12 protein-coding genes are annotated in these 14,684 nt (G+C 71.2%); 5 read left to right on the top strand and 7 right to left on the bottom strand.

The annotated features are described in order from the left end of the window. The first annotated feature begins 54 nt into the window (after window positions 1-54). The 3 genes from ACFUCU_RS10180 (at window position 55) to sufU (ending at window position 5,187) form a co-directional block, all read left to right on the top strand. Entirely contained in the window at window positions 55-2,772 is a 2,718-nt protein-coding gene (locus ACFUCU_RS10180; RefSeq protein WP_377972387.1) for a LuxR C-terminal-related transcriptional regulator, read from the top strand. A 630-nt stretch (window positions 2,773-3,402) separates the two neighbouring features. Beyond that, entirely contained in the window at window positions 3,403-4,710 is a 1,308-nt protein-coding gene (locus ACFUCU_RS10175; protein ID WP_377972386.1) for a SufS family cysteine desulfurase, read from the top strand. A 9-nt stretch (window positions 4,711-4,719) separates the two neighbouring features. Next, window positions 4,720-5,187, top strand: coding sequence for a Fe-S cluster assembly sulfur transfer protein SufU (gene sufU, locus ACFUCU_RS10170; RefSeq protein WP_364136901.1), 468 nt, complete (start codon window positions 4,720-4,722; stop codon window positions 5,185-5,187). On the opposite strand, the gene ACFUCU_RS10165 is transcribed toward sufU, so the two are convergent. From ACFUCU_RS10165 to ACFUCU_RS10150, 4 genes are all read right to left on the bottom strand, one after another. Then, entirely contained in the window at window positions 5,184-5,315 is a 132-nt protein-coding gene (locus tag ACFUCU_RS10165) for a hypothetical protein (protein ID WP_377972384.1), read from the bottom strand. The genes sufU and ACFUCU_RS10165 overlap by 4 nt on opposite strands. 137 nt (window positions 5,316-5,452) lie before the next feature. Further along, the gene (locus ACFUCU_RS10160) at window positions 5,453-5,671 is read right to left on the bottom strand and encodes an SCO4848 family membrane protein (protein ID WP_377972383.1); all 219 of its coding nucleotides are present in this window, start codon (window positions 5,669-5,671) and stop codon (window positions 5,453-5,455) included. 3 nt (window positions 5,672-5,674) lie between these two features. Next, complete coding sequence (locus tag ACFUCU_RS10155; protein ID WP_290258501.1) at window positions 5,675-6,172, bottom strand: DUF2505 domain-containing protein; 498 nt, start codon at window positions 6,170-6,172, stop codon at window positions 5,675-5,677. A 47-nt stretch (window positions 6,173-6,219) separates the two neighbouring features. Then, window positions 6,220-7,779 carry an SDR family oxidoreductase gene (locus ACFUCU_RS10150; protein ID WP_377972381.1) on the bottom strand — a complete coding sequence of 520 codons (1,560 nt, stop codon included), beginning with the start codon at window positions 7,777-7,779 and terminating at the stop codon, window positions 6,220-6,222. Between the two features lie 240 nt (window positions 7,780-8,019). Between ACFUCU_RS10150 and mfd the strand changes: the two genes are divergently transcribed. Together mfd and ACFUCU_RS10140 are read left to right on the top strand one after the other, a co-directional pair. Continuing rightward, window positions 8,020-11,655: a transcription-repair coupling factor gene (gene mfd, locus ACFUCU_RS10145; RefSeq protein WP_377972379.1), complete on the top strand. Its 3,636-nt coding sequence runs from the start codon at window positions 8,020-8,022 to the stop codon at window positions 11,653-11,655. Between the two features lie 6 nt (window positions 11,656-11,661). Then, window positions 11,662-12,486 carry a metal-dependent hydrolase gene (locus tag ACFUCU_RS10140; protein ID WP_377972377.1) on the top strand — a complete coding sequence of 275 codons (825 nt, stop codon included), beginning with the start codon at window positions 11,662-11,664 and terminating at the stop codon, window positions 12,484-12,486. Window positions 12,487-12,645: 159 nt separating this feature from the next. On the opposite strand, the gene ACFUCU_RS10135 is transcribed toward ACFUCU_RS10140, so the two are convergent. The 3 genes from ACFUCU_RS10135 to ACFUCU_RS10125 form a co-directional block, all read right to left on the bottom strand. Further along, complete coding sequence (locus ACFUCU_RS10135) at window positions 12,646-12,879, bottom strand: hypothetical protein (protein ID WP_290258496.1); 234 nt, start codon at window positions 12,877-12,879, stop codon at window positions 12,646-12,648. A gap of 61 nt (window positions 12,880-12,940) precedes the next feature. Further along, window positions 12,941-13,672: a deoxyribose-phosphate aldolase gene (gene deoC / locus ACFUCU_RS10130; protein WP_364136913.1), complete on the bottom strand. Its 732-nt coding sequence runs from the start codon at window positions 13,670-13,672 to the stop codon at window positions 12,941-12,943. Between the two features lie 123 nt (window positions 13,673-13,795). Then, on the bottom strand, window positions 13,796-14,671 hold the full coding sequence (locus ACFUCU_RS10125) for an FAD-dependent oxidoreductase (RefSeq protein ID WP_377972375.1): 876 nt from the start codon (window positions 14,669-14,671) through the stop codon (window positions 13,796-13,798). Between the last annotated feature and the right edge of the window lie 13 nt (window positions 14,672-14,684).

Below are 14,684 nucleotides of genomic sequence, written 5' to 3'. Positions count from 1 at the left end.
GCCACAGCTCATCGGGCCCGGCGGCCGCCAGCCGCCAGCGGGGAAAGGACCTGGGTGGAAAGCCTCACGGACCAGATGGCGCTCATCGGCAGGTCCGGTGTAGTCCGGGACGCCGTGGCGTGCCTGCGGGACGAGGAACGCTCCGGGGCGCTCATCGTCGGCGTCGCCGGGTCCGGGAAAACCGCCGTCGTGCGCGAGATCCTGCGTGACCTTCCCGGCCGCGGCGCGGTGATCCGGCTCGCCCCGACGGCGATGCTCTCCGCCGTGCCGTTCGGCGCCCTCGGCCCCGTCCTGACCGACCTTCCGGTGCACGATCTCGATTCTTCGGCCGCCGTCGCGCGGGCCTTCACCAAGCGCCTGAAGAACAGCCCCGCCCCACCCCTCTTCGTCATCGATGACGCCCAGGACCTGGACGCCGGGACGGTCCGGCTGATCGCCCAGGCCGTGGCGACCGGGGCCGCCCGGCTGCTGGCCGCCTGCCGGACCGGCCCGTCCACGCCGGAGGAATTCCTGGCCCTCTGGGACGACGGCTTGATCGCCAAGTACGACCTCGCCCCGCTCACCCGCTCCGAGGTGCACCAGTTCTGCGAGCAGGCGCTGCGGGCGGACGTCTCGCCCTGGCTGAGTGAACTCTTCGGCACCGTCACCGCCGGGTTGCCGGCCCTGCTTATGTCCCTGCTCCGGTATGCCCAAAAGACCGGCTCCATCGGGCTGCGGCGGGGCACCTGGATCCTCTTGGCGCCCCCGGATCTGGCCCGGGTACCGGCCGCGGACCTGGTGGACCACCGGGTGCGGTCCCTGCCCGCCGAGGAACAGACCGTGGCCGCGATCGTCTCCCTCGCCGGGCCGCTCTCGCTCGGCGAGATCCTGCGCTTCAGCAACCCCAAGACCGTCGACGCCCTCGAGATGGCCGGGATTATCGCCGTCTCCCGTGACCAGGAGCGGCTGGTCCGGCCGGCCAGCCCCATGGTGGGCGAGATCGTCCGCGGCCGGGTCCCCGCCGGACGGAGCGCCGGGCTGCGGGCCAGCCTCCTGCAACTGCCGGGCTTCAGTGACGGCCACCCCGAGGCCTACCTCAACCGGTTCCGCTGGGCGCTTGACGCCGGCGCCGAGCTCGCCCCCGCCGAGCTGGTGTACGGCGCCGCACGGGCGAACGCCGCCCTCGACGCCGTCACCGCGCTCCGTGCCGCCACCGCCGCCGCCGGGGGTGACCGCGCGCCGGAGGCAAAGATCCAGCTGGCCTACGCGCAGTACCTCTTGGGCCGGACGGAGGCCGCCGCCGGGCAGCTGAGGTCCGCGGGGGCCGTTCCCTACGGCCGACCCTCCTACCTGGCGGCCCTCCTGACAGCGCGGCTGGGAAATGCTGCCCCGGAGACCGGCCCGGCGGGCCAGACAGGCCCGGCAGGCGACGACGACGGCGACGGCACCAGCCCCGGCGCGGGGGGCCGGGACACCGCGGCGGAGTGGTCCGATTCGGCGGCGCCCGGCCTGGCCGCGCGGCTGCTGCTGGGCCCGGACGACGAGCCAGCGGGGGAGCTGCAGCGCCGCTGGGCAGCCCTGGCCAACCTCCCCGGCGTGGCGGAGGAGCTGGGCGTCCCAGCGGCATTCCGGGTGGCGGAGCTGCAGTCGGTGCGGGGGCAGGTGGTGACCGGGCTCGGGACGGACCGGCAGGCATGGCCGCAGGCGGGCCCGGCGACGGCCGCGTTGCCGCTGGTGCGTGAGGACCTGCTCGCCCGGCACTGCCTGAACCTGGTCCGGGCAGGGGAGTGGGACGAACTCGCCGCCGCGGTGGACGGCTACGCCGCGGCCCTGCCCTTCCGACTGCTCTACAGCGGCGGGCTGCTGCACTTGGTGCGCGGCTTCTCCCGCCTGCGCCAGGGCCGGTTCCCGGAGAGCCTGGCCGAACTGCTGATCGGCGTCGAGGAGCTGACCGTCGCCGACCCGTGGCGGCTGCGTCCGCTGGCCCACGCGCTCGCGGCCTACGCCGCCTTCGTCGTCGGCCGGAACGACGACGCCGCCGCCAATGCGCGTGCCTACCGTGCGGAACCGCTGGGCGGGCCGGCCCCGCTGCGGTTGCTCGCCGATGCCTACTGCACCGCCGCGGACGACGGCGGTGCAGGCCCGGCCGCCCGGCAGCACCGGCTGGACCGGCTGGCGGACGGTGCCCGGGACCGTGGCCTGTTCGGTGTCGAGACGGAGATCCGGCGGCTGGCCGTGCGCGAAGGCGACCCGGCCGTCGCGGAGGCGCTGGCCCTCAGCAGCGCCGCGATCGAGGGGCCCGAGGGCTCCCTGCTGCGCGCCTTCGCCCGCGCCGTGGCCGACTCCGACACCAGCGCGCTCAGTACCCTCAGCGACGAGGCGCTGGCCGCCGGCTACCTGCTCCTGGCCCTGGAAGCCGCCCAGCAGGCCGCCCGCTGTCTGGAAAACGATCCGCACAAGTGGAAGCTGACGGTGGTCCAGCGCAAGGTCCACCACCGTATGGTCGCGGCCGGGATGTCGGAGAGCATCAACATCGTCCATGGGGACCACCACGCGGACCTGACGGCCCGGGAAGCCGAGATCCTCCGACTCGTCAGCCAAGGCGCCAGCAACGTCGAGATCGCCGCCGCCCTGACCCTCTCCACCCGCACGGTGGAGGGCCACCTGTACCGGGTCTTCGCCAAACTGGGCGTCAGCCGGCGCTCAGAACTCGTCGATGCAGAACCGGACTTCCTCACCCCGCCGGGACCCGGATTCGGGCCGGGGACGGGGCCACCGGGAGGTCCTGCGTAGTTCCCGGCCGGCGCTCCGGCCGGCCGGGAGTACGCCTAAGTAGTTCGGCAGGGTAGCGGCGGAGGGAAGTCGGGTAAGTCCTACTCGTGTGGAGCACCGGCGGGATTTGATTAACTTGACTCAGTCAAGGGAACGGCCCGAAAGGACAACGCTCCACACACTTGGCTTTCGCTTCATCCGGCTTCCTTCGATGGAATCGTACGGTGCCCCCACCCGGCAGCCGTACCCCCTAGACGGAGCCGGCGGCGTCAGAGCCTTCTGAGACCGAGGCTCTCCCCCCAGCCGCCGCCGGCTCCCTTTACGGTCTCCCGCCGGGTCCATCCGGCGGCAGACGCAGGAATCAAACGCCCCGCCCGGGAACCCAAGGCCCGCCGGCGGGGCGTTTGGCTGCCCGGGACAGGGCGCTTGTCTGATCGGCACGTGGCCTTTGGCTGACCGGAGCGCGGGGGAGAAGCCCGGGAGCGCCCCACATTCCGGCGGTAAGTTTCGGCGGTAAGGGGGACCTCCGTGGGGCATCCGGCCGGGCCGTGGAATAATTAGGCTAAATCTGTGTAACGTAATCGGCCGCCCACGCCGCGCTCACCCGCCGGCGGCCGCCGACGCAGCGACTGCCGATCAGGAGTTCCACCCATGGTTGCACCACCAGCCCACCTGCCCAGCCCGGCCCCGGCCCTGGGGAACGACGAGGTCCTGAGGATCCGCAACGACTTCCCGATCCTCAACCGGCCCGTGAACGGCCAGCCGCTGGTGTACCTGGACTCCGGTGCCACCTCGCAGAACCCCATCAGCGTCCTCGAGGCTGAGCAGGAGTTCTACGAGCAGCGCAACGCCGCCGTGCACCGGGGTGCCCACCACCTGGCCGTGGAGGCCACCGACGTCTTCGAGGACGCCCGGGAAACCGTCGCCGCGTTGATCGGCGCCGGGGACGACGAACTGATCTGGACCTCGAACGCCACCGAGGGCCTGAACCTGCTCAGCTACTCCTTCCTCAACGCCTCCCTGCCCGGCGCCCCCGCGGAGGCCGCCCGGTTCGCCCTCGGCGCCGGCGACCGGATCGTGGTCACCGAGATGGAGCACCACGCCAACCTCATCCCGTGGCAGCAGCTCGCCGCCCGGACCGGCGCCGCCCTGGACTACATCCCCGTGGACGACTCCGGTGCCCTGGACCTGGAGGCCGCCGCCCGGCTGATCGGCCCCCGCACAAGGGTCCTGGCCTTCACCCATGCCTCCAACGTCCTCGGCACCATCAACCCCGTTACCGACCTGGTCGCACTGGCCCGGACCGTCGGCGCGCTGGTGGTCCTTGATGCCTGCCAGTCCGCCCCGCACCTGGAGCTCGACGTCAAGGCCCTGGACGTGGACTTCGCCGTCTTCTCCGGCCACAAGATGCTCGGACCCACCGGGATCGGCGGCCTCTACGGCCGCTCGGAGCTGCTCAACGCCATGCCCCCGTTCCTCACCGGCGGCTCCATGATCACCACGGTCACCATGGACCGCGCCGGCTTCCTGCCCAGCCCGCAGCGCTTCGAGGCCGGAACGCAGCGGATCTCCCAGGCGGTGGCGCTCGCGGCCGCGGCGAACTACCTGACCGAGACCGGCCTGGCCCGGATCCACGCCTGGGAGGCCACGCTCGGCCAGCGGCTCGTCGAGGGCCTCGAGGCGATCCCCGGCATCCGCGTCCTCGGCCCCGCCGCCGGCCGGGAACGGATCGGCCTGGCCGCGTTCGACGTCGCCGGCGTCCACGCCCACGACGTCGGGCAGTTCCTGGACAGCCGCGGCATCGCCGTGCGCGTGGGCCACCACTGCGCCCAGCCGCTGCACCGCCGCCTGGGCCTGACGGCGAGCACCCGCGCCAGCACCTACCTGTACAACACCACCGACGACGTCGACGCGTTCCTGGACGCGGTCGCCGGTGTCCGTCCCTACTTCAACGCCTGAGGACCGCCCGTGAGCCTTGACCAGCTGTACCAACAAATCATCCTTGAGCACGCCAAGGAACGGCACGGCAACGGCCTGGATGCGGGGGCGGAGTTTCCTGCGGGGGCCGCGTCCGGCCAGTCGCACCAGCTGAACCCGACCTGCGGCGACGAGATCACCGTGCGGGTGTCCGTGGCCGGCGGGAAGGTCAGCGACCTCCGCTGGGACGGTGAGGGGTGCTCGATCTCGATGGCGTCCGCCTCGGTCCTGACCGAGCTCGCCGAGGACCTGGACACGGCGGAATTGCAGCGCATCATCGACAGCTTCCGTGAGGTGCTGCGCTCCCGCGGCAAGGTGGCCGCGGATCCGGAGATCCTCGGCGACGCGGCCGCGTTCGAGGGTGTGTCCCGCTACGCCGCGCGGGTCAAGTGCGCCATGCTCTCCTGGGTTGCCGCCGAGGACGCCCTCACCCAGGCGCTGGGCCGGCAGGAGAGCTAGGGCACGTAGCTGGCGATGACTCCGAAGAGCAGGACCATCATGGCCAAAGCGGTGTACATCGACCAGTTCCGTCCGCCCGGCTTCCGGTGGCTGCCGTGCCAGACCCGTTCCATTCCATCCATGTCCATAGCACCATTGGACGGCGGCCCGGCGGCCGGAAACAGCGTGCGGTCCACGCAAAAAAAGACCCGGCCGCCGCTTACGTGAGCGGGTTACCTACTCACATTTCGCGACGGCCGGGTGGGGTCCGGAAGGGACCGCGGAATCAGAAGAGCCCGACGATCCCGATCCCGGCCGTGGCCGCACCGAGCACCATCGAGATGCTGACCAGCACCACGTGCACGGTCAGGAACCGGGTGGCCTTGCCATTGGCGTCACGGGCCCGCGGATCGTTGCGCACGCGGCGCAGGAACTGCGGCCAGACCACCAGCGACCAGATGCCGGCGATGATCAGGACGACGGCGGCGAGGACGGGAAGCTGCATGGCCTAGTGGCTTTCGAGCCAGGCCTGCGCCTGGGTGGCCTGGATGTTCAGGGCCTTGCCCACCATCGGCTCGGCGGCGTCGGCGATTTTCCCGCCGAGGAACGGCACGGAAGAGGACACGGTTCCCTCGAGTTCGATGCGGGTGCTGCCGCCCTCGGCCACGAGGCGCTGCACGGCGGTGACGTCCAGCGGGGCGCCGGCGACCTTGAGGGAGATGTTGCTTTCCCGCGAACCGTCTGCCGCCGGGGCGCCCCAGCTCTCAAGCTGGGTGACCTTCAGGCTCTCGCCGACGAACTTCCGGGCGATGTCCGGCATCCGGGTGGTGGGGATGGTGCGCACGGTGGTGGTGTTGAATGCGCCGGCCGTATCGCCGTCGACGGCGAACGATTCCAGGGTGCCGCCGACCAGTTCACTGGTGTGGCGCAGGAAGTCCTCGTTGGCGAAGACTGCCGTGACACTCTCGACGGTGTGCGGAAGGGTGGTGGATGCGCTCAGGGCCATTGGGGTCCTCCAGGGGGTGGAAGGGGTCGTTTCGGGCTCCAAACATCTTACGCGTTAGGCCCGGCCGGTTCCGATTCGGTCTTCGGCGCCCGTTCCGGTTCCGGCACTGGTTTCGCCTCTGGTTCTGTCTCTGCGAGCCGTTGGGCCGCCGCCGCGATGTTCCGCGACATGGCGGGGAAAATCAGGCTGTGGAACGGCAGCACGGCCAGCCAGTAGAGCTTGCCGCTGAGCCCCTTGGGGAAAAAGATGGCCCGCTGCCGGTAGAGGCTGCCGTTGCCCTCCGCTTCCACCATGAGCTCCAGCCAGGCCCGGCCCGGGGCGCGCATCTCGGCACGGAGCCGGAGCAGCCGGCCGCGGTCGATCCGCTCCACCCGCCACCAGTCCACCACTTCGCCCTCGGCCAGCAGCCGCGGGTGGCGCCGGCCGCGGGCCAGCCCGGCCCCGCCGGTCAGCTTGTCCAGCCAGCCGCGCACGCTCCACGCCAGCGGCAGGGAGTACCAGCCGTTCTGCCCGCCGATGCCCTCGATGATGGTCCAGACGTGGTCCGGAGCCGCCGGGCTGGAATAGCTGCGCTCGTCCACATAGACCCGATGCCCGGCCCACTCCGGGTCGCTCGGCAGCGGGTCGGCGTCGGCGCCCGCGTTCGCCCACGTGGTCTCCACCTGCCCGTCGCGTTCCCGGCCCAGGGCCAGGGCGACGGCCCGGCGGTAGGGGGTCAGGCCGCCGTCGGGCTGCGGGATGAAGTCGTCGATGTCGTGTTCGCGCGCCACGGCGTCGTGCTGGAGAGATTCCACCAGCGGCAGGGACATGGACAGCGGGATTGGCGTGGTCAGGGCCACCCACATGCCGGCCAGCTTCGGAGCCGGAACGGGCAGGGCCAGCACCATCCGGTAGGGCAGGCCGGCCTCCGCGGCGTACTCCTGCATCATCCCGGCGTAGGTGAGCACCTGCCGGGAGCCGATGTCGAAGGTGCGGTTGATCGGGCCCTCCAGCGAGGCGGCGCCGACCAGGTAGTAGAGCACGTCGCGCACGGCGATCGCCTCGATCTTGTTCCGCACCCAGCTGGGGGCCGGCATCAGCGGCAGCGTCTCGGACAGGTGCCGGATCATCTCAAAGGACGCGGAGCCGGAGCCGATCACCACGCCGGCCTGGAAGACGACGGCGTCCACGGGGCTGTCCAGGAAGATCTTGCCCACGGCCTCGCGGGAGCGCATGTGGGTGGAAAGCTCCGCGCCGGAGGGGTGCAGGCCGCCGAGGTAGACGATCCGGTCCACGCCGGCGGACTCGGCGGCCTCCGCGGTGAGGGCTGCCATCGCCTTTTCCTTGGCCTCGAAGCCCGAGCCGCCGGCCATCGAGTGGACCAGGTAGTAGAGGACGTCGACGCCGGCCAGGGCCGCCTTGAGTGCCGCGCCGTCGTCGAGGCTGCTCTGCACTACCTCCACCTGCTCCAGCCAGGGCACGCCCGCGATCTTCGCCGGCGTCCGGACCAGGACTTTGACCTTGTGCCCGGCCTCCAGCAGCCGGGGGACCAGCCGGCCGCCGATGTAGCCGGTGGCGCCGGTGACCAGGACCGTCTTCGGGTGCGGGGTAGGGGGGATGCCGGTCATTGCGGGTGGCTCCTTCTCGTTGCGGATATTAGCCATTCGGAGCGGCGGGGCCGCCGGACGTCCCGCTGCCACGAAACAGGCGTGGAAGGGGAGCCGGAACGGGCCGGGCCCGTCCTGCCAGCTTAGCCCCCGGGTGCCCGGTCCGCTCCGGTGGCGGTAGGCTGGAATCACCCGGGATTCTTGCGAATTCCGGGTATTCGTGTTGCCTGCACGTCAGCGATCAGTTCAGGAGTTTCCGCCATGAGCCTTCCCGGCCCCTCACTTACCGGCCTGCGGCGCGTCCTCGCCCGGGACTCAACCTTCGCCCGGGTGCAGGCCGAGGCATCCCGGCCGGTCTCCGCCCGCAGCGAGGGCTACCAGCTCAGCGCCCCGGCCGGGCTGCGCGCGGCCCTGCTCGCCGAGGTCTCGGACGGCCTGCTCGCGTCCGACGCCGGCGGCACCGCCGCACCCGTCGTGTTGGCCGTGACCGCCACCGGGCGTGAGGCGGAGGACCTGGTGCAGGCCCTGGACGCGTTCCTGCCCGCCGGCAGCATCGCCGAATTCCCCAGCTGGGAGACCCTCCCGCACGAACGGCTCTCCCCGCGCTCGGACACCGTCGGCCGCCGCCTCTCCGTGCTGCGCCGTCTGGCCCACCCGGAGGCCTCCGGCACGCCGCTGCGCGTGGTCGTCGCCCCCGTCCGCGCCGTCGTCCAGCCGATCGTGGCGGGGCTGGGAGAGCTGGTGCCCGTGACCCTGACGGTGGGCCAGGAGGCCCCGTTCGGCGAGGTGGTGAAGAACCTCGCGGCCGCCGCCTACGCCCGGGTGGACATGGTCACCCGGCGCGGCGAGTTCGCCGTCCGCGGCGGCATGCTGGACGTCTTCCCGCCCACCGAGGACCACCCCATCCGGGTGGAGTTCTTCGGCGACGAGGTCGAACAGATGCGCTGGTTCGCCGTCGCCGACCAGCGCTCGCTGACCGCCCCCGGCGTGCACCACCCCACCAAACTGCACGCCCCGCCGTGTCGCGAAATCCTGATCACCCCCTCCGTGATGTCCCGCGCCGCGACGCTGAAGTCCCAGCTGCCGGCCGCCGCGGACATGCTGGAGAAGATCGCCGGCGGCATTGCCGTCGAGGGCATGGAGTCCCTCGCCCCGGTGCTGGTGGATTCGATGGTTCCGTTCGTGGACCAGTTCCCGGCCGGTTCGATCGCCGTCGTGATCGAACCCGAGAAGGTCCGCACCCGCGCCCACGACCTCGCCGCCACTAACGAGGAATTCCTCGAGGCGGCCTGGTCCACCGCGTCCGACGGCGGGTCTGCACCGCTGGATTTGAGCGCCGCCGCGTCCGAGGCGCTGCACTCGGCCAGCTTCCGGTCCTTGGCCGAGACCCGCGCCACCGCGCTGGAGCACCAGGTGTCCTGGTGGTCGATCAGCTCCCTGGCCAGCGACGAGGAGCTGCTGCCGGACATCGACGTCGTGAACCTGCACGCCCGCGAACCGCGCGGCTACCAGGGCGACGTCGCCGAGATGATGGACTTCATCGGCTCGCACGTGCGCGACCAGTGGCGGATCGTGGTCGCCACCGAGGGCCCCGGCCCCGCCCAGCGCCTCGCCGAGTTGTTCCACGACAACGACATCCCCTGCGCCCGGGTCGAGACGCTCGAAGCGGAGCCGCAGCCGGGGTTGATCGAGGTCACCACCGCATGCGTGGGCCGCGGCTTCGTCCTGGACGGGCTCAAGACGGCGCTGCTGACCGAGGCGGACCTGCTGGGCCGCACGTCCGCCGGGTCCACCAAGGACATGCGGCGGATGCCCTCCAAGCGGCGCAACGCCGTCGACCCGCTGCAGCTGCTCGCCGGGGACTTCGTGGTGCACGAACAGCACGGCATCGGACGGTTCGTCGAGCTGATCCAGCGCAAGGTGGCCGGTGGAGGCGACGGTGTGCGCGAGTACCTGGTGCTTGAGTACGCCCCGTCCAAGCGCGGCGCCCCCGGCGACCGGCTCTTCGTCCCCACCGACCAGCTGGACCAGGTCACCCGCTATGTCGGCGGCGACACTCCGGTGTTGAGCAAGATGGGCGGCTCCGACTGGGCCAGCACCAAGTCCAAGGCCCGCAAGGCGGTCAAGGAGATCGCCGGCGAGCTGATCCGGCTCTACTCGGCCCGGATGGCCTCCCGCGGCCACGCCTTCGGCCCGGACACGCCCTGGCAGCGCGAGCTGGAGGAGGCTTTCCCCTATGTGGAGACCCCGGACCAGCTGACCACCATCAACGAGGTCAAGGCGGACATGGAACGGGAGATCCCGATGGACCGCCTGGTCTCCGGCGACGTCGGCTACGGCAAGACCGAGATCGCCGTCCGGGCCGCGTTCAAGGCCGTCCAGGACGGCAAGCAGGTGGCCGTGCTGGTGCCCACTACCCTGCTCGCCCAGCAGCACTATGAGACCTTCACCGAGCGGTTCTCCGGGTTCCCGCTGCGGGTCCGGCCCCTGTCCCGCTTCCAGGCCGCCAAGGAGGCCAAGGAGACGGCCGAAGGCGTCAAGACCGGCGCGGTCGACGTCGTCATCGGCACCCACCGGCTGCTGTCCAAGGACTTCGAGTTCAAGGACCTGGGCCTGGTGATCGTGGACGAGGAGCAGCGCTTTGGCGTCGAACACAAGGAGGCGCTGAAGAAGATGCGCACCAACGTGGACGTCCTGGCCATGAGCGCGACGCCGATCCCGCGCACCCTGGAGATGTCGCTGACCGGCATCCGCGAGACCTCCACCCTGGCCACCCCGCCGGAGGAGCGGCACCCGGTGCTGACCTACGTGGGCCCGTACACGGACAAGCAGACCTCCGCCGCGATCCGCCGCGAGCTGATGCGCGAGGGGCAGGTCTTCTTCGTCCACAACCGGGTCTCCACGATCGAGCGCACCGCCGCGAAGATCCGCGAACTCGTGCCCGAGGCGCGCGTGGAGGTGGCGCACGGCAAGATGTCCGAGAGCCGGCTGGAGCAGATCATCGTGGACTTCTGGGAGAAGCGCTTCGACGTCCTGGTCTGCACCACCATCATCGAGACCGGCCTGGACATCTCCAACGCCAACACCCTGATCGTCGACGGCGCGGACAAGTACGGGCTCTCGCAGCTGCACCAGCTGCGCGGGCGTGTGGGCCGCGGCCGGGAACGCGCCTACGCCTACTTCCTCTACCCCTCGGAGAAACCGCTGGGCGAGGTGGCGCTGGAGCGGCTCAAGGCCGTGGCCACCCACAATGAGCTTGGCGCCGGCATGCAGCTGGCCATGAAGGACCTCGAGATCCGCGGCGCCGGCAACCTGCTGGGCGGCGAACAATCCGGCCACATCCAGGGCGTCGGCTTTGACCTCTACATCCGGCTGGTCGGCGAGGCCGTGGCGGATTACCGCGGCGAGGCCGAGGAAAAGGCCGCCGAGATGAAGATCGAGCTGCCTGTCAACGCGCACCTGCCGCACGACTACGTCCCCGGCGAACGCCTCCGCCTCGAGGCGTACCGGAAGCTGGCGTCGGCGCTCACCAACGAGGCGATCGAGGAGGTCGAGGCCGAGCTGGTGGACCGCTACGGGGAGTTGCCGCTGCCCGCGCAGAACCTCGTGGCCGTGGCCCGCTTCCGGGTCGGGGCGCGCGAGGCCGGCCTGACCGACGTCGCCCTGCAGGGGAACTTCATTAAGTTCTCGCCCGCCCAGCTACCCGAGTCCAAGCAGATGCGGCTGGCCCGGATGTACCCGGGCTCGCAGACCAAGCCGGCGCTGGACGCGGTGCTCATTCCCAAGCCCAAGACCGCCCGGATCGGCGGCCGCGACCTGCAGGACGCCGAGATCCTGGCCTGGGCCAACAGCGTGATCGAGGCGATCTTCACCGACGCCCCGCCCGCCGCGGGCTAGGCCGTGATGGGAGGACACCACGCCGCGTCAGGTGCCGCGGCGTGGGTGGCTATTGCCTCGACCGGGCCGTACACGCTCGGCTGGTACCCGCTGGATCCCGCCGGGATCGTCATCGGCGGGATGGCGACGGCGGGGACGGCGCTGATCTGCGACTGGGACCACCGTTCGTCCACGGTGGCGCACGCGCTGCCGCCGCTCTCGAACCTGATCGCCGTGGGGATCGAGAACGCCTCCGGCGGCCACCGCCAGGGCACCCACTCGGTGTTGGGGGCGGCGTTCTTCGTACTGCTGGCCGCGCTGGCCGGGAAAATCCAGCTGCAGACCGACTGGGGCCTGCTCTCGGTGGGCGCCGGGCTGCTGTGCATGTTCCTAATCAACATCGCCGCGAAGGCGCTCAAGCTCTTCCCCAAGTATGGGGTGGTCAGCAACTGGATCTTCGCGCTCACCATGGCCGGGCTGGTGACCTGGTTCGCCCCGCATCAGTGGTCCTGGCTGCCGGTGTCGATGCTGACCGGCGTGCTGGTGCACATCCTTGGGGACATGATCACCACCGGGGGAGTGCCTCTGCTGTGGCCGATCGTGGTCAAACCGCCGAAGTTCCTGCGCAGGCTGCCGCTGGTCAAGGACGTCTGGAAAGCCAATGGGGCGTTCTCCATCCCGCTCCTGGGCCGGGCCGGTTCGCGGCGCGAGTGGCTGGTGCTGATCCCCGTCGGCGCCTACGCCATGGTGGGGATGTGCGTCGCCGCCGTCGACGTCGCCCGCGGGCACTTCCCGGCGGCCGTCGCCTTCGGCTCCGCCGTCGTCGGCCGGCTGCTCGGCACGGGAAGCTAGCCGCAGGCTGCCCGTCGGCGTGGCACATTTCCGCTACGGTTTCGGACCCGCGCACAGCGGGTCCGGGGTGCGCCCGTCCGAAACCGCCGCGCCCGTCCGGAACCGGCAGTTAAACGCCTGAAGCCCCGGCGAACCGGGGCTTCAGGCGTGGGACGAGGCTTAGTGTTCGCCGGCCGAGTCCGAGCGGCCGGTGATGGTCTGCGGGATCCAGAACGCCAGGGCGAACAGCACCAGGCAGGCAAGCATCGGCCAGGGGTTGCCCAGGGTCAGGAACGACAGCGAGTACAGTGCGCCGAAGAAGAGCGCCATCATGATGACAAACAGCACCACGCTGGATGCCAGGTTGTTCTCGAACCTGGGGGTCTTGGCGGTCTTGCCGTTGTTGCTGGACATTCGTTCCTCCTCGGCCCCGCGGGGCTGTAAAAACTGTGGCGGCGTGGTTCCGGCGGGGCGGTCAGTACGCGGACGAACCCTGTTCGCCCTTGACGATCGCGATGCCGGAGCTGGCGCCAATACGTGTTGCACCAGCAGCTATCATAGCCTGCGCGTCGGCAAGGGACCGCACGCCGCCGGATGCCTTGACGCCCAGGTCCGGTCCCACGGTGCGGCGCATCAGGGTGACGTCTTCGACCGTCGCGCCGCCGCCGTTGAAGCCGGTGGAGGTCTTGACGAAGTCGGCGCCGGCCTCGACGGCGGCCTCGCAGGCGAGGACCTTCTGCGCGTCGTCCAGCAGGGACGTCTCGATGATGACCTTGAGGATGGCGCCGCCGGCGTGGACGGTCTCGGCCACGGCACGGATGTCATCGACCAGGGCGCCCTTGTCGCCGGCGCGGGCGGCGGCGATGTTGATCACCATGTCGATCTCGTCCGCGCCGTCGAGCACGGCGCCGCGGGCCTCGAAGGCCTTGACGTCGCTGGGCGTCGCACCGAGCGGGAAGCCGATCACGGAGCAGGTCAGCACGCCGGAACCCTTGAGGGCGGTCTTGACGGTCTTGACCCAGATCGGGTTCACGCAGACGGACTTGAACTGGTACTCGGCGGCCTCGGAGCAGACCTTGAGCACGTCGGCCTCGCCGGCCTCCGGCTTGAGCAGGGTGTGGTCGATGAACGCGGCGATGTTGCCGGTGCCGTGGTGGAGGTCCTGGCCGGTGCCGGAGGCCCCGGCCGTGGTGGCGTCGTTGCTCATGGTGGTCCCTTTCCTGACGGGACGGATCATGGCCGGCCCGGCTGCTGACGCGGCGCGCGTCGTGGCTTCTCAGTGCACCATCTTGCCATATGGGAGCACGCCGTCTTGGGCTAGGGAGCCCGCTCAGGCGGCGGCCGCGACGGGGACCTGGAGGCAGGCCTGCACGAGCCCGGCGGCGCAGATGCTGGCGGCGGAACCGGCGGCCACCAACAGGCCCAGCCGGACGCCGTCGAGCGCCGCGGCGTCGCCGATCGCCCAGATCCCGGGCACGGAGGTGCGGTAGTCGGCGCCCACCAGGATCCCGCCCTGGGCGGCGGTGGCCAGCCCGGCGGTGCGGGCCAGCGCGTCCCGGGAGATCCGCTCCTCGGCGAGGACCACCAGGTCACCGCTCATGCTGGAGCCGTCCTCGAAGACGATCCCGGAGGCCGGCAGCACGGACCCGGCGAGGGTGGCGACGACGGCGGCGGGCCGCAGCGTGGTGCGGACCGGGCGGACGCCGCGGGCCCGCAGCACCGCCTCGGCCTGTCCCGCTGCCGTGCCGGTGCCCACCAGGATGCCCAGCGGCCGCCGGCCCAGGACCCGGGTGACGTCCTTGACCGCGTCGCCGAGGGTGCCGGCGTCGTCGATCGTGGAGTAGCTCAGGCACCGGCCCGAGCCCTCGATCGGGGCCAGGGCCGGGGCCGAGCCGGTGGCGATGACCAGCTGGTCGTAGCCGAATTCGAGGCCGTCCGCCGTCGTCACCCGCCGCTGCTCGGCGTCGATGAAGCTGGCGGGCTGGCCGAACCGGACCGAGACCTGGGGGAGGACGGCCAGCTCCAGCAGTTCCGCCGGGGCGTCGTCCCGGTTGCTGAGGACCGTGATGGCGCCGCCGAACGGGGTGCGGGTGAGCTGGCGGACCAGGGCCTGCGCCGCCGGGCCGGCCCCGGCGATCACGATCCGCGGCGAGGAGGCCACGGTGGTGGAGGCGGTGCTGGCGGCGGAGGATTTCGGTGCGGACATGTGCTGGCCCTTT

The organism is Arthrobacter sp. NPDC057259 (assembly GCF_042668995.1).
Classification (GTDB): Bacteria; Actinomycetota; Actinomycetes; order Actinomycetales; family Micrococcaceae; genus Arthrobacter.
This window is presented reverse-complemented; position numbering and strand designations above follow the sequence as displayed.

Coding starts and splice junctions, on each gene's coding strand:
- deoC (WP_364136913.1), bottom strand. CDS start 13,672: ATGAGCAACGACGCCACCACGGCCGGGGCCTCCGGCACCGGCCAGGAC.
- mfd (WP_377972379.1), top strand. CDS start 8,020: ATGAGCCTTCCCGGCCCCTCACTTACCGGCCTGCGGCGCGTCCTCGCC.
- ACFUCU_RS10135 (WP_290258496.1), bottom strand. CDS start 12,879: ATGTCCAGCAACAACGGCAAGACCGCCAAGACCCCCAGGTTCGAGAAC.
- ACFUCU_RS10160 (WP_377972383.1), bottom strand. CDS start 5,671: ATGCAGCTTCCCGTCCTCGCCGCCGTCGTCCTGATCATCGCCGGCATC.
- ACFUCU_RS10140 (WP_377972377.1), top strand. CDS start 11,662: ATGGGAGGACACCACGCCGCGTCAGGTGCCGCGGCGTGGGTGGCTATT.
- ACFUCU_RS10150 (WP_377972381.1), bottom strand. CDS start 7,779: ATGACCGGCATCCCCCCTACCCCGCACCCGAAGACGGTCCTGGTCACC.
- ACFUCU_RS10155 (WP_290258501.1), bottom strand. CDS start 6,172: ATGGCCCTGAGCGCATCCACCACCCTTCCGCACACCGTCGAGAGTGTC.
- ACFUCU_RS10125 (WP_377972375.1), bottom strand. CDS start 14,671: ATGTCCGCACCGAAATCCTCCGCCGCCAGCACCGCCTCCACCACCGTG.
- ACFUCU_RS10165 (WP_377972384.1), bottom strand. CDS start 5,315: ATGGACATGGATGGAATGGAACGGGTCTGGCACGGCAGCCACCGGAAG.
- ACFUCU_RS10175 (WP_377972386.1), top strand. CDS start 3,403: ATGGTTGCACCACCAGCCCACCTGCCCAGCCCGGCCCCGGCCCTGGGG.